At 74.4% G+C, this 14,836-nt stretch carries 8 protein-coding genes and 1 pseudogene; 6 read left to right on the forward strand and 3 right to left on the reverse strand.

What is annotated here, in order from left to right; all coding sequences use genetic code 11:
- Window positions 1-97 precede the first annotated feature (97 nt).
- The gene (locus KO717_RS05010; protein ID WP_301364643.1) at window positions 98-3,448 is read right to left on the reverse strand and encodes an amino acid adenylation domain-containing protein; all 3,351 of its coding nucleotides are present in this window, start codon (window positions 3,446-3,448) and stop codon (window positions 98-100) included.
- Between the two features lie 160 nt (window positions 3,449-3,608).
- Window positions 3,609-7,826, reverse strand: a pseudogene (locus KO717_RS05015) (amino acid adenylation domain-containing protein); the annotation flags it as partial.
- On the opposite strand from KO717_RS05015, the gene KO717_RS05020 reads away from it, so the two are divergent.
- Window positions 7,713-8,546: an alpha/beta fold hydrolase gene (locus tag KO717_RS05020; protein WP_301364644.1), complete on the forward strand. Its 834-nt coding sequence runs from the start codon at window positions 7,713-7,715 to the stop codon at window positions 8,544-8,546. The pseudogene KO717_RS05015 and the gene KO717_RS05020 overlap by 114 nt on opposite strands.
- Window positions 8,547-8,671: 125 nt before the next feature.
- Window positions 8,672-9,244 (forward strand): TetR/AcrR family transcriptional regulator, encoded by a 573-nt coding sequence (locus KO717_RS05025; RefSeq protein WP_301364645.1) that lies wholly within the window; start codon window positions 8,672-8,674, stop codon window positions 9,242-9,244.
- A gap of 54 nt (window positions 9,245-9,298) precedes the next feature.
- Here the strand turns inward: KO717_RS05025 and KO717_RS05030 are convergent, their stop codons facing one another.
- Window positions 9,299-10,228, reverse strand: coding sequence for an MBL fold metallo-hydrolase (locus tag KO717_RS05030; RefSeq protein ID WP_301364646.1), 930 nt, complete (start codon window positions 10,226-10,228; stop codon window positions 9,299-9,301).
- 150 nt (window positions 10,229-10,378) lie between these two features.
- On the opposite strand from KO717_RS05030, the gene KO717_RS05035 reads away from it, so the two are divergent.
- The 4 genes from KO717_RS05035 (at window position 10,379) to KO717_RS05050 (ending at window position 14,735) form a co-directional block, all read left to right on the forward strand.
- A complete protein-coding gene (locus tag KO717_RS05035; RefSeq protein ID WP_301364647.1) occupies window positions 10,379-10,588 on the forward strand; it encodes a hypothetical protein in 210 nt (69 codons plus the stop codon).
- On the forward strand, window positions 10,575-11,990 hold the full coding sequence (locus KO717_RS05040; RefSeq protein WP_301364648.1) for an amidase: 1,416 nt from the start codon (window positions 10,575-10,577) through the stop codon (window positions 11,988-11,990). The genes KO717_RS05035 and KO717_RS05040 overlap by 14 nt, the downstream gene beginning before the upstream one ends.
- Before the next feature lie 157 nt (window positions 11,991-12,147).
- Window positions 12,148-13,422, forward strand: a complete 1,275-nt coding sequence (locus KO717_RS05045) for a pyroglutamyl peptidase (protein WP_301364649.1) — start codon at window positions 12,148-12,150, stop codon at window positions 13,420-13,422.
- A gap of 200 nt (window positions 13,423-13,622) precedes the next feature.
- Entirely contained in the window at window positions 13,623-14,735 is a 1,113-nt protein-coding gene (locus KO717_RS05050) for a mechanosensitive ion channel family protein (protein ID WP_301364650.1), read from the forward strand.
- Window positions 14,736-14,836: the final 101 nt, after the last annotated feature.

The following is a 14,836-nucleotide window of genomic DNA, read 5'->3' on the forward strand; positions in this document are numbered from 1 at the left end:
GCGCGGAGCGCAGGGCGCAGGGCGCGTCGGCGCATGCCTCGGCGGCGCGCGGCGCGGGATGGGGGGTACGGGTACCCCGGGCGGGCCGGGGCCCCGTTCAGCGGTGGTCGGCCGCGGCGAGGGCGGTGCGCAGGAGGGCGGCGGCCCGGGTGCTGTGCGGCGGCCGCATCAGCCCGTAGTGGTCGGTGGCGGCGTCGTGGCGGGTGAGGCCTCCTTCGGCCCGCCCGGCCCACCGGTCGGCGGCCCGCTCCCGGGCCCCGGTCCCGCTCTGGAGGAAGAGGACCGGGCAGGGGGCGGCCGGGGGCTCGTACGCGGCGGCGGCGCGGATCCCGGTACGGAACACCGCGTAGTGCCGGGCGAGGTCCTGCGGGTCCAGTCCGGGGGCGAAGCCCTCGCGTTCCACCTGCTCGGCGAGGACGGCGAGCCGGGCCGTGGTGTCGGTGACGCTCCGCAGGGCGCTGCGCAGTGCGGAGCTGCCCTCGTCGGACGGGTCGAAGCCGGCGGAGCGGGCCAGGTCCTCGTGGAACCACTCCAGCAGCCCGCTCTCGTCGTCCGGGACCTGACCGGGGTCCGGGTAGCCGGTGTCCAGCAGCGCGAGGGTCGCCACCTCCTGCCCTGCGGCGCGCAGTTGGACCGCCATCTCGTAGGCGAGGAGCCCGCCGAAGGACCAGCCGGCCAGGTGGTAGGGGCCGGTGGGGCGGATGCGGCGCAGGGCCTCCAGGTGGGCGGCGGCCAGCTCCTCGACGGTGGCGTCGGAGACCGGGCCGGGAGCGGTCAGACCTGGCGCGGTCAGGCCGAACACCGGCCGGTCTGCGTCCAGTTCGGAGGCCAGGGCGCGGTAGCAGAAGACGTTCCCGCCGATCGGGTGGACGAGGAAGAGCGGGTCGAGCGTGCCCTCGGGCCGCAGGCGCACCACCGGGTCCGGGGCCTCCCCGACGTCGCGGCCGCGCAGCAGCGCGGCCTGCCGGGCGACGGTCGGGTGCTCCAGGACGGCCGAGACGCCGAGCCGTTCACCGAAGGCCTGGTTGATCCGGCCGATCAGGCGCAGGGCGTCGATGGAGTGCCCGCCGGACTCGAAGAAGTCGTCGTGGACGCCGACCGGGCCGGCGGCCAGCAGCCGCTCCCAGATCCCTGCGAGGCGGGATTCGAGGGCGTCGCGGGGCGGCATCGGCTCGGCGCCGCCGCGCAGGTCGGCGGGGTCCGGGTCGGGCAGGGCGGCGCGGTCCAGTTTGCCGTTGGCGGTCAGGGGGAGGGCGTCCAGGCGCACCCAGGCGGAGGGGACCATGTACTCGGGGAGCCGCTCCCGGGCGTGGGCGGCCAGTTCGCCCGGGTCGGGGGCGGGCGCGGGGGTGCCGCCCGGGTCGGGGGCGGGCGCGGGGGTGCCGCCCGGGTCCGTGGTGCCGCCCGGGTCCGTGATGCCGGTCGTGCCGGGGACGAAGTAGCCGACGAGGCGTTCGCCGCGCGGCAGGACCGCGCAGTCGCGCACACCGGGATGTTCGGCGAGGACCGCTTCGATCTCCCCCGGCTCGACACGGAAACCGCGGATCTTGAGCTGGTGGTCGGTGCGGCCCGCGTACTCCAGGGCTCCGTCGGGGCGGTGCCGGGCCAGGTCGCCGGTCCGGTAGAGCCGGCGGGTGACGCCGTCGGGGCCGGTGTGCTCGATGAACCGCTCGGCCGTCAGTTCGGGCCGTCCGTGGTAGCCGTCGGCGAGGCCGACGCCTTCGAGGAAGAGTTCCCCGGTGACGCCGAGGGGGACCTCGGCGAGGCGGCGGTCCAGGACGTGGGTGCGCATGTTGGCGATGGGCCGGCCGATGGGCACCGTGTCGCCGCCGTCCGGGCGGCACTGCCAGTACGTGACGTCGACGGCCGCCTCGGTGGGCCCGTAGAGGTTGTGCAGTTCGACGCCGGGCAGCCGCTCGAAGAACCTGCGCTGGACCTCGTACGGCAGGGCCTCACCGCTGCACACCACCCGGGTCAGGCCGCCCGAACGGGCCGCCGCCGAGGGGTCGTCGAGGAACACGCTGAGCATCGACGGGACGAAGTGCACCGTGCTGATGCCCTCGTCGTGGATCAGGCCGGCGAGGTGGTCGGGATCGCGCTGGCCGCCGGGGCGGGCGAGGACCAGGGTGGCGCCGGTCAGCAGGGGCCAGAACAGCTCCCACACGGAGACGTCGAAGGTGTACGGCGTCTTGTGCAGCACCCGCTCCCCCGGGGTCAGTCCGTACTCGTCCTGCATCCACAGCAGGCGGTTGGCGATGGCACGGTGGGAGACCACGACTCCCTTGGGCTTGCCGGTGGAGCCCGAGGTGAAGATCATGTACGCCGGGTCGGACGGCTCGGGCGCCCGGGCGGGACCCGCGGCGGCGGTCGCGGCCTCGTCCGGCCGGACGAGGGTGACCCCGCAGCCCTCCAGCCGCTCCGCCCACGCGCCCTCGGCGACCACCAGGCCGATGCCGGACTCGGCGAGCAGCGACCGCACGCGCGGCGCCGGGTGCTCCGGGTCCAGCGGGACGTAGGCGGCGCCCGACTTCAGGACGGCGAGCAGGACGACGGGCAGGGAAAGGGATCGTTCCAGCAGCAGCCCGACGAAGGTGCCGGGGCCCGCGCCCCGTTCCCGCAGGGCCGCGCACAGCCGCTCGGCCTCGGTGTCGAGGGCGCAGTAGGTCAGCTCGGCGCCCTCGAAGCGCACGGGCGGGGCGTCGGGGGTCCGGTCGCGCTGGGCGTCGATCAGCCGGGTCAGGACGTGCGGCTGCGGGTAGTCGGCATCGGTCCGGTTCCACTCGGCGTAGCGGCGGTGTTCGGCCGCCGGCAGCAGGTCGGCGGCCGTGCAGTCACGGTCCGGGGCCTCGGCCAGGTCGCAGAGCGCGGCCGTGTAGGAGGCGTGCGCGCTCTCCATCTGCTCCTCGGAGAACTGGGCGGCGTCGAAGCGCAGGCCGAGTTCCAGCAGGGAGCCGTCGGGGCTGCGGGAGAACTCCGCGCCGAAGGCGAAGTCGGTGCCCGCCTCCCCGGTCTCCTCCAGCACGGTGAACGCGCCGTCGGCCGGCCGGTCCCGCTCCACGTGGAAGTGGGTGTAGTTGAAGAAGGTCTCGAAGAGCGGGCCGCCGCCGGACAGGCGCTGGATCTCGGCGAGCGGGAAGCGGCGGTGCGCGTGCAGGTCCGCCTCCACGGCGGCGACGTGCGCGACGAGGCCGCGCCAGCTGAGGCCGGTGATAGCGACGCTCAGCGGCAGGGTGTTCAGGAAGACGCCGACGACCTTGTCGCCATCGGTCTCCTCGGCCCGGCCATTGTGGACCACTCCGGTGGTGACCGCGTCGCCGCCGCCCAGCAGGGCCATGGCCCGCAGGTGGGCGGCGAGCAGGAGGGTGCGCAGCGGTACGCCGCACTCGGCGGCCAGGGCGGTCAGCCGGTCGTGCAGTCCCTCCGGGAGCGGCGCGAGGTGCCAGGACATCCTGGCGGGTCCGCCGGTCGCCGGGGGGGGCCGGGTCGCGGGGGCGTCGGCGGCCTTGCCGGTCCAGAAGGCGCCGCTGCCCCGCGTCGGCCAGCGCGGCCCGTTCGAGGGCGACGAAGGAGGCGAACCGGGAACGGGGGCCGGCGTCCGGGGAGGGGCCCTCCGCGGGGGTCCGGGCGGCGAGCGCCTCGGTGTAGCAGGAGGCCAGTTCGGTGAGGAGCGAACGTTCGCTCCAACCGTCGAGGACGGCGTGGTGTTCGGCGACGAACAGCTGGAGCCGGGTGTCGGAGAGCCGCTGGACGTGGAAGCGGATCAGCGGGGGCCGGTCCCAGGCGAACGGCCTTTCGCGCTCGGCGGCGTAGCGGGCGGCGACGGCGGTCCGCTGTGCCTCGGGGGCGAGCCCGTACAGGTCCTCGAAGGTGATCTCCGGGCGGGCGCCGCGGTGGACGAGCTGGAGGGGCTCGCCGAAGCCGTGCGGGTCGAAGGAGGTGCGCAGCATCTCGTGCCGGGCCGCGAGGACCTCGACGGTGGTCCGCCAGGCGTCCTCGGAGAAGGGCGCCTCGACCAGGTAGGAGGCCACGTTGTGGTAGACGCGGCCGCCGGCCGACGGCAGGTCGCTGTGGTAGAGCATGCCGGCCTGGAGCCGGGTCATCGGGTAGGCGTCCTCCAGCCCTTCGGGCAGGGCGGCGCGGTCCTCGGGGGTGAGCAGGGCGAACGGCTCGTACGGCGCCTCGGCACCGGCCGCCGCCTCCCGCCGGGTCACGACGGGGGCCAGCGCGCGGGCCGTCTGACGGCGCATGAGGTCGGCGACGGTGAGGTCGAGGCCGCGTTCCCGGACCCGGGCGAGCACCTGGAGGGAGCGGATGGAGTCGCCGCCGAGGGCGAACCAGTTGTCCAGGGCGCCGACGCGTTCGTGCCCGAGGACCAGGGCGAAGACCTCGGTGAGCGCGGTCTCGACCGGCCCGCGGGGCGCCTCGTAGGCGGCCGTGGGGGTCCGGGGCACCGAGCCGGGGGCGGGCAGGCGGCGGCGGTCGGTCTTGCCGTTGGCGGTCAGCGGGAAGGCGGGCAGGGTGACGAAGGCGCCGGGGATCATGTAGCCGGGCAGCCGCCGCGCGAGGTGGGTGCGCAGCTCCTCCACGGTGGGGCCCGCCCCGTCCTCGGCCCCGGTCACGGCCAGGTAGCCGACGAGGACGTCGCTCCCCGCGGGATCCGGTGCGACGAGTGCGACGGCGGCGTCGACGAGGGGGTGGGCGGCCAGGGCGGCCTCGACCTCGCCGAGTTCTATGCGGAAGCCGCGCAGTTTGACCTGGTGGTCGATGCGGCCGAGGTATTCCAGGTCCCCGTCGGGCAGGGCGCGCGCGAGGTCGCCGGTGCGGTACAGCCGCTCGCCGGCCGCGAGCCCGGCGGGCCCGTCGGCGCCGCGGCCGGCGAGAGCGGCGAGGCCGGTCGGGAAGCGCTCGGCGGTGAGTTCGGGCCGGCGCAGGTAGCCGCGGGCCAGGCCGGCCCCGGCGACGTACAGCTCACCGACGGCGCCGCGCGGGACGGTCCGGCCGCGCGCGTCGAGCAGGTGCAGGCGCAGGTCGGGGATGGGCACGCCGATGACGCTGCCGCGGCCCTCTTCGGCGTCGCGGGCGGTGAGCGGCCGGTAGGTGACGTGCACGGTCGTCTCGGTGATGCCGTACATGTTGACCAGGCGGGGCGCGGTGTCGCCGTGCCGGGCGAACCATCCGGCGAGGGCGGCGACGTCGAGGGCCTCCCCGCCGAAGACGACGTGGCGCAGGCTCAGCCCGGACCCGGCAGGACCGGCCTCGCGGTGGTGTTCCTCGTCGGCGCGGGCCAGCTGGTAGAAGGCGGAGGGGGTCTGGTTGAGGACGGTGACCCGCTCGGCGCGCAGCAGCCGGTGGAACTCCTCGGGCGAGCGGCTGGTCCCGTACGGCACCACGACGAGGCGGCCGCCGTGGGCGAGGGGCCCCCAGAGCTCCCAGACGGAGAAGTCGAAGGCGATGGAGTGGAAGAGGGTCCATACGTCGTCGGGGCCGAAGCCGAACCAGTGGTCGGTGGCGGAGAACAGCCGGGTGACGTTGGCGTGGGGCACGAGGGTGCCCTTGGGGAGGCCGGTGGAGCCGGAGGTGTAGATGACGTAGGCCAGGTGGTCCGGGGTGACGCCGGTGTCGGGGGCGGTGTCCGGTTCGGCGGCCAGGAGCGGGGCGTCGGCCTGCAGGTCGACGGTGTGCAGGCCGGGGGCGTCCCACAGGGCCCGGGTGCCGGTGGTGCCGACGACGTGCTCCAGGCGGGCGTCCTGGACGATGTGGCGCAGCCGCTCGGGCGGGTTGTCGGGGTCGAGCGGCAGGTAGGCGCCGCCGGCCTTGAGGATGCCGAGCAGCCCGACGACGAGGTCGGCGGAGCGGGGCAGGCACAGTCCGACGAGGGTGTCGGGTCCCACGCCGAGGGCGCGCAGCCGGTGCGCGAGCCGGTTGGCCCGGGTGTCGAGCTCGCGGTAGGTGAGGGAGGTGCCCTCGTGGACGAGGGCGACGGCCTCGGGGGTGCGGGCGGCGTGCCCGGCGAAGATCTCGTGGACGCAGGTCCGCCCGCCCGGAGCGGGCGGGAGGGCGGCACGGGGCGGGAGCGGCGAGCCGATGCCGCCGCGCTCGCCGGCCGACAGCATCGGCAGCCCGCCGAGCGGCAGTTCGGGGTGCGCGGTGGCGGCGTCGAGGAGACGTGCGAAGTGGCGGCCGAACTGCTCGACGGTGGCGGCCTCGAACAGGTCGGCCCGGTACTCCAGCCGGCAGCTCAGCGCGCCGCCGGTGCGTACGACGTCGAAGGTCAGGTCGAACTTGGCGGTTCCGGCCGGTCCTTCGAGCATCCTGGCCCGCGGGCCGGGCAGGCCGTCGGTCATGCCGTCCTCGTCGTGCAGGCCGAACATGACCCGGAAGAGGGGCGCGTCGTCCTCGCCGGTGCGTCCGGGGGCGATGCGGTCGACGACGCGTTCGAAGGGCAGGTCCTGGTGGTCCTGGGCGTCGAGCACGGTGTCCCGTACGCGCTCCAGGTGGACCCGGAAGGCGGGGTCGTCGGACAGGTCCGCGCGGATCACCAGCGTGTTGACGAACAGTCCGACGGTGTCCTGGAACTCCTTGCGGTTGCGGCCCGCCACCGGCGTTCCGACCAGCACGTCGTCGGTGCCCGTGTAGCGGCCCAGCACGATCTGGAAGGCCGCCAGCATCAGCGTGTAGGGGGTGCTGCGGGTGTCACGGCACAGGCGCTCCATCCGGGTGAGCACCGGGGCGGGCACCTCGAAGGAGTGCAGCCCGGCCGCTCCGCGGGCCGCGCCGGCGCCGGGCCGGCCGTCCCGGGGCAGGGGCGCGTCGGGCAGTTCGCCGCCCAACTGCTTTTCCCAGTAGGCGAGCTGGCGCTGGGCGGCGGCTCCGCGGAGCCATTCCTCCTGCCAGTCGGAGAAGTCGGCGTACTGGTACTCGGGGGCTTCCGGGGCGGTCGGCCGCGGACCGCCGGGGCCGTCGTCGCCGCACCGGGCGTACGCGGCGAGGAGCTCGCGGGCGAGGATGCCGACGGACCAGCCGTCGGCGACGATGTGGTGCATCGAGAGCGCGAGGACCGCGCCCTCGGGGGTGTGCAGCAGCGCCGCCCGGAAGAGGGGTCCGGACTCCAGGTCGAAGGGCCGGTGGTGTTCGGCCGCCATCCACTCCTCGGCGTCCTGCGCTCCGCTCGCCGCGGCGGAGGACCAGGCGAGCGCGGCCTCGGTGTCGATGTGCTGCCACAGCTCGCCGTCCCGCAGGACGAACCGGGTGCGCAGCGCCTCGTGCCGGTCGATCAGGCCCTGGGCGCACGTGCGGAGCGCGGCCTCGTCCACCGGTCCTTCGAGACCGTAGAAGACGGGCATGTGGTAGGTCGGCCTGCCCTCCTCCATCTGCTGGAGGAAGTACATCCGCTGCTGCGCTCCCGACGCGCGGAACGCGTTGAACGACGGCTCCGCAGGGCGTTCGATCGGATCGTGACTGGCCAAGACAACTCCCTCGGCGCCGCACCGGTGCCGGTACGCGGCGCATGCTCCGCTTGCTTGCCCGTCCAGCCTAGGAAGCGCATCGATTCGGGTGAAGTCGCCTGTTTCCGGTCCCCTGTTCACGTGACCGGGGCTGTGGACGACCTGCACAAGTACGGTCGGAAGGCCGTGTTCCGACACGGTTCGGGGACCCCGGGGCGGGAGACTGCTGCCGCGGACCGAACCGAGATCGCCACAGGAGGCCACACCATGCCCTTCATCACCGTCGGCCAGGAGAACTCCACCGACATCGACCTCTACTACGAGGACCACGGCAGCGGTCAGCCCGTCGTCCTCATCCACGGCTACCCGCTGGACGGGCATTCCTGGGAGAAGCAGCTCCCCGCCCTGCTCGACGCCGGCCACCGCGTCATCACCTACGACCGGCGCGGCTTCGGGCAGTCGAGCCAGCCCACCACCGGTTACGACTACGACACCTTCGCCACCGACCTCCACACGCTGATGGAGACCCTCGACCTCACCGACACGATCCTCGTCGGCTTCTCCATGGGCACCGGCGAGGTCGGCCGCTACCTCGGCACCCGCGGTTCCGGACGCGTGGCCAAGGCCGCCTTCCTCGCCGGCCTCGAGCCGTACCTCCTGAAGACCGACGACAATCCGACCGGTGTCGACGGCAGCGTCTTCGAGGGCATCCTCGCCGCCGTCACGAAGGACCGCTACGCCTACTTCACCGACTTCTACCAGGCCTTCTACAACCTTGACGAGAACCTCGGCACGCGCATCAGCGAGGAAACCGTCCGGGCGAACTGGGCCACCGCCGCCGGCGCCTCCGCGTACGCCTCCCGCGCCGCCGTCCTCACCTGGACCACCGACTTCCGGGCCGACATCCCCAAGATCGACGTTCCCGCCCTGATCCTCCACGGCACGGCGGACCGCATCCTCCCGATCGGGGCCACCGCGGAGCCCTTCCACAAGGCCCTCCCGCACGCCGAGTACGTCGTCATCGACGGCGCCCCGCACGGTCTCCTGTGGACCCACGCCGAAGAGGTCACCAGCGCCCTCCTCGCCTTCATCGGCAAGTAGCGCCCGGCGCAGCCGTCCACCTCACCCCGGGCTCCGCAGCCGGCGACACCGCGGAGCCCGGGGGTGTGGCCGCGGCTGCGGCTGTAGCCACGCATGATGCAAGAAATTTGCTTTAAGCTGGCCGCATGAGCCGAAAAGCGATGGTCCGCCCCGGAGGCCGCAGCGCGCGGGTCCAGGAGGCGGTCCACACCGCCGTGCGCGAGCTCCAGGCCGAGCGGGGGCGTCCGGAGCTGACCGTCCCGATGGTCGCGGCGCGGGCCGGCGTCACTCCGTCGACGATCTACCGCCGCTGGGGCGACCTGCAGGAGCTGCTCTCGGACGTCGCCGTCGAGCGCCTGCGCCCCGACGCTCCGCCGGAGGACCACGGCGACCTGCTGGAGGACCTGCGGGGCTGGGCCGAGCAGTTCCAGGAGGAGATGGCCTCGCCCACGGGACGCGCGTACATCCGTGACGCTCTGCTCGGGGACCCCGACGGCGACAATGCGGGGCGGTGTTCGGCCTACGCGGCGGAGCAGATCGCCATCGTGCTCGCCCGCGCCGCGGAGCGCGGCGAGGAGGCCCCGGACGTCGAGACGGTGCTCGACCGGGTCGTGGCGCCGATGATGTACCGCATCCTGTTCCGCCCCGCCGGCCTCACCGGCGCGTACGCGCACCGGCTCGCGCGAGAGGCCGTACAGGGCTTCGGCACACCCCGCTGACCGGCCCGTCCGGCACGCCGCCGCAGCAGACGCCGCCGGACGTGCCGTCGCCGGTCAGCGGCGCGCCGGTGCGGCGGCCACGGGCTCGAGCCGGTAACCGTCCCCCTCGGCCACCACGCGACCGGCGGTCGGCGCGGGGAAGTGCGTGCCGAGGACCAGGGCGCCGGTGGCGGCGAGCCGGGCGAGCAACGCGCGGCGGGTGGCCTCGGCCTGGGCCGGGTCGATGTCGACGCAGCTGCCGATCTCCGGACGGGCCAGCTGCACGGGGTGGTGGACGGCGTCACCGGTGACGAGGGCCGCCGCGCCCGCGCTGCGCACCTCCACGGCGACCTGTCCGGGGGTGTGCCCCGGCGCGGGCAGCAGGCGCAGTCCCTCGGCCACGTCGATCCCCTCGGCCGGTACGTCGACCAGGTCGAGCAGTCCCGCCTCCTCGACCGGCACGACGGAGTCGCGGAACATGGCGCGCCGTGCCTCGTCCATGTCGTAGGCGGCCCAGAACTCGTACTCCGCCCTCGACGTCAGGTAGCGGGCGCCCGGGAAGGTCGGCACCCATGCGCCGTCCACCTCGCGGGTGTTCCATCCGACGTGGTCGGTGTGCAGATGGGTGAGGATCACCAGGTCGACGTTCTCGGGGGTGAATCCGATGTCCGCGAGGCGTGCGAGGTAGTCGGTACGGAGGTCGTTCCACGCCGGGTTGGCCCTCGTCTTGCCGTTGCCGATCCCGGTGTCGACGAGGACGCGCAGACCGTCCACCTGCAGCGCGAAGCTGTGGCTGTCGAGGTGCAGGACACCGTCCGGGCCGGCGAAGTCGGGCCGCAGCCAGTCGTGTCCGGCCACCACGTCCGGGGTGGCGGCCGGCAGCAGCCACGGTCCGGTCGCGGGCGGCAGCGGCACCTCGTCGACGCGGTGGACCGCGATCTCCCCGACGGACCAGTGGGCAGCGGCTCCGGACGGGGCCGGCTCGGTGAACTGTGCGGTGCGCATGCGCGTGTTCCTTCGTCTGGAGAGGGCCGGCCGACAACAAAAGCGATTCATTCGCTTTAAGTGACCGTAGGTCCTACTGTGAGCTAACGCAAGTTGTTAGCTTTAACGCGGCGGTGATCGTTCCGCCGTTCCCCGGAAGGAAGGCAGCACATGTCCGCCTCGGACCTCACTCCCCCCGAAGCCGCCCGCTGGGCCGCACGGTCAGGGCTTCCGCTGGCACAGGACCGCCACGCGGGGGTGGCGGCCACCGCCGACCACATCCACGCGGTCGTATCGCTCCTGCGGGAACTGGACTTCGGCGATACACCGCCCTCCGCGGCGTACCGCGCGGGAGGGGAGCGGCACGATGGAACCGTATGAGCTGACCGTGGCCGAAGCGGCCGAGGCCCTGCGCACCCGGCGGATGTCGCCGGTCGAACTGGTGGACTCGGCGCTGGCGCGCATCGCGCGGGTCGAACCGCGGCTGAAGGCCTTCACCGCCGTGACGGCCGACCGTGCGCGCGACGCGGCCCGCCGGGCGGAGACCGAGATCGCCCGCGGCACGCACCGGGGGCCCCTGCACGGCATGCCCGTCGGCCTGAAGGACCTCATCGACGTGGCCGGGATGGCGACCACGGCGAGCTCCCGGGTGCGGACGGGGCACCGGGCGGAGGCCGACAGCACGGTCGCGGCACGGCTCGCCTCGGCCGGAGCGGCCTTGGTGGGCAAGACCCACACGCACGAGTTCGCCTACGGCCTGACCACCCCTCAGACGGCCAACGCGTGGGCCGCCGACCGGGTGGCCGGCGGGTCCAGCGGCGGGTCCGCCGTCGCCGTCGCCGCGGGGGCGGCCGCCTTCGCCCTGGGGACCGACACCGGCGGATCGATCCGGGTGCCCGCCGCCCTGAACGGGGTCGTCGGCCTGAAACCGACGTACGGGCTGGTGCCGCGCCACGGCGTGACCTCGCTGGCCTGGTCGCTCGACCACGTGGGCCCCCTCACCCGTACCGTGGAGGACGCGGGGCTGGTCCTGGCCGCCCTGGTCGGACACGACCCGCGCGACCCGGCGTCCGTCGCGGCTCCGGCCACGGACCGCCGGCCGGACCCCGGCACGGATCCGGCGGATCCGTCGGATCTGACGGGGCTGCGGGTCGGAGTGCCGGGCAACTACTACTTCGACCGGGTGGACCCGGAGGTCGAGGCCGCCGTCCGGCGGGCGATCGGGCGGCTGGAGGAGCTCGGCGCCCGGCTCGTCGACGTCGAGATCCCGATGACGCGCTACATCCGGGCGGCCCACTGGGGCCTGATGGTGCCCGAGGCCTCCGCCTACCACGAGCGGACCCTGCGGTCGGTCCCCGACCTGTACGACGCCGGCATCCGGGTCCTCCTGGAGGCGGGCGAGCTCATGACCGCGGGCGACTACCTGCGGGCCCAGCGCGCCCGCACCCTCATGGGGCAGGCCTGGCGGAACATGCTGGAGGCGGTCGACCTGATCGCCGCGCCGACCGTGCCGCTCACCGCCGTCGAGTCCGGCCGGACCGCCGTGACCTGGGGTGACGGCAGCGTGGAGAGCGTCGCCGACGCGTACGTACGACTGTCGGCCCCGGCCAACCTCACCGGCGTTCCGGCGCTGAGCCTGCCCGTCGGCCTGGACTCGGCGGGCCTGCCCATCGGCATGCAGCTCATGGGGAGGCCCTTCGGCGAAGCCGCGGTACTGCGCGCGGGACACGCCTTCGAGCGGACCGGCACCGCGCGCGGTCTGGCCCCGGATCGGGTGGCGTAGCGGGGCGGGGTAGCGGGGCGGGGTGAGGTGGGCGAGGGCGCGCGAGCCCGCCGCCACGCGGTGAACCGGCCGTGACGGAGGTGGAGTTGAGCCAGTCATGGCCGCCGCGGCCGGTGCGTCTGGTGGGGGTGGGGGCGGCTATGTAATGTCACATCGCATGATGCTCTTACGGCGTGCGGCGTCGGCCGCTGCCCTTCTCGCCACCGTCCTTCCCCTGGTCGTCGCCTCGCCCGCGCACGCGGCCGACGGCTCGTCCGCGTGCCGCGCCGACGCGTCCGTACCGCTGGACGCCGAACAGGCGCGGCTCTCGGACGCCCGCGCCACGGCCCTCGTCGAGCGCGGCGGGTTAGGGGACTTCGTCCGGCGGTTCCCCGCCGCGCTGTGCGCGGCCCGCGGCCCCGCCGAGGCCGGCCGGCTCGTCACCGACTGGGGCGAGGCCCTCTGGCAGGCCTCCGTACGGCGGGCCCAGGGCCAGCGGCCCGGCGGCGACCTCGCCCCCGGGGACGACCGCCCGCTGTACTGGGCGCGGCTCGGCATGACCGCCGCGCTCGCCCGCTGGCAGCCGGAGTTCACCGCCGACCGGGCCGCGCTCCGCGCCCGCTTCGAGGACGCGTCCCGGGGCCTGACGAACAACGCCTTCCGGACCGCGCCCGGCGTACGGCACGTCTTCATCAGCGGTTTCGACCCCTTCGGGCTCGACGCCGAGATACGCCGCGCCAACCCGTCGGGATCGGCCGCCCTCCAGCTCAACGGACGGCGCGTGACCCTCGCCGACGGCAGCCCCGCCGAGATCCGCGCCGTGGTCCTCCCCGTGCGGTACGCCGACTTCGACGCCGGCATCGTGGAGCGGGCGTTCGCCCCGCGCATGGCCGGCGGACCCGCCTCGGCCGACATCATCACCACCGTCAGCCAGGGCTACCCCGGCATCTTCACCCTGGAGGACTGGGCGGGACGGGCCCGGTCCGCCGACCCGTACCCCGACAACGTGCGCGCCCTGTCCGGCGGCACCCGTGAGCACCCGGTGACCGCCCCCGGCCTCGGCCCGGGCCCGGAGTTCATCCGCACCACGCTCCCCGCGGGCGCCGTCACCGGCGCCGTGCAGACCCCGTACCCCGTCCTCCTCAACAGTGACGTGACCGAGATCCCGGCGGGCGGCACGGCTCCCGTCGACCGGACCGACGGCCCGACCCCGGGCTCGCGGGCCGTGGCGGGCGGCGGTGGCGGCTACCTGTCCAACGAAGTGGCGTACCGCTCCAACCGGCTGCGCGCCGAACTCGCCCCGCACCTTCCCGGTGGCCATCTCCACACCCCGGTGCTCACCGGCCTGCCGGCCGACCCCCAGCAGCTGACCGGCACCGAGTTCGAACGGACCGAGAGCGCGATCGCCTCGGAGGTCCGCACGGTCCTCGAACACGCCGCCGCGCGGCGGTAGCAGCAGCCCCGCCTGCGGCGCGTCCTGCTGCCATGGGGCAGGATGGCAGCCCGTTCCGGATGCGTACACACGCCCGAACGCGGCTTCACGCACGACAAACTGACAGGTGACAAGGTGACGACACACCCACACCCCATACGACGGCCGGCGGCGCCCGTCGCCACTCCCCCGGGCCGGCGCGGCGCACCGGAGGGGGTCCATTGACCCGGGATCTCGTCCTGCACGACTGGCTGGTCGCCGGGATCGCCCTGGCGGCCGGCGCCGCGGCCGGGCTGCTGCTGCGCGCCCTCCTGCGCTGGCTGGGCCGGCACGCCGAACGGACCCGGTGGCGGGGGGACGACATCATCGTCGACGCGCTGCGCACCATCGCGCCCGGGGCCGCCCTGATCGCGGGCGCGGCCGTGGCCGCCACGACCCTGCCGCTCACCGCGCGCGTCTCGGGGTTCGTGAACCAGTCGCTGACCGCGCTGCTCATCCTCATCGCCACGCTCAGCGCGGCGCGGGTCGTCGCGGGCCTCGTCCAGTCGGTGGCGGCGTCGCGCACCGGGGTGGCCGCGTCGGCGTCCATCTTCGTGAACATCACGCGGATCGTGGTCCTCGTGATGGGCGTTCTCGTCGCCCTGGAGACCCTCGGCGTGTCCATCGCGCCGCTGGTCACCGCGCTCGGCGTGGGTGGTCTGGCGGTGGCCCTGGCCCTCCAGGACACCCTCGCCAACCTCTTCGCCGGCGTGCACATCCTCGCCTCGAAGACCGTGCAGCCCGGTGACTACATCCGGCTCACCAGCGGTGAGGAGGGCTACGTCGTCGACATCAACTGGCGCAACACCGTGGTCCGCAACCTGTCGAACAACCTGGTCATCATCCCCAATGGCCGGCTCGCCCGGACCAACATGACCAACTTCACCCAGCCGGAGGCCCAGTTCTCGATCCTCGTCCAGGTGGGTGTGGGCTACGAGAGCGATCTGGAGCACGTCGAGCGGGTGACCCTCGACGTGGTCGGCCAGGTGATGGAGCACGTGGACGGCGCGGACCCCGCGCACGAAGGAGCCGTCCGCTTCCACACGTTCGCGGACTCCCGGATCAACTTCACGGTGATCCTGGGCGTCGGCGAGTTCAGCGACCAGTACCGGATCAAGCACGAGTTCATCAAGCGCCTGCACGAACGGTTCCGGGCGGAGGGCATCTCGATCCCCGCTCCGACGCGCACGGTCGCGCTCCACCGGGACGAGGTCCAGGCACCGGCGGCACCGCACCCGCCGGTCCCGCACCAGCGCGAGGCGCCGCCCTCGATGCTCGCGGACAGCGGCCGGTAGACCGCGGACCCCGCACCCGCCCCCTCGCGTGCGCGTCGGCCGGCGCGCACGCGAGGGGCGAGGGGGGACGGCGGCCCGGGTGCGGAATCCGTATGCGGTAC

The organism is Streptomyces xanthophaeus, assembly GCF_030440515.1.
Classification (GTDB): domain Bacteria; phylum Actinomycetota; class Actinomycetes; order Streptomycetales; family Streptomycetaceae; genus Streptomyces; species Streptomyces kutzneri.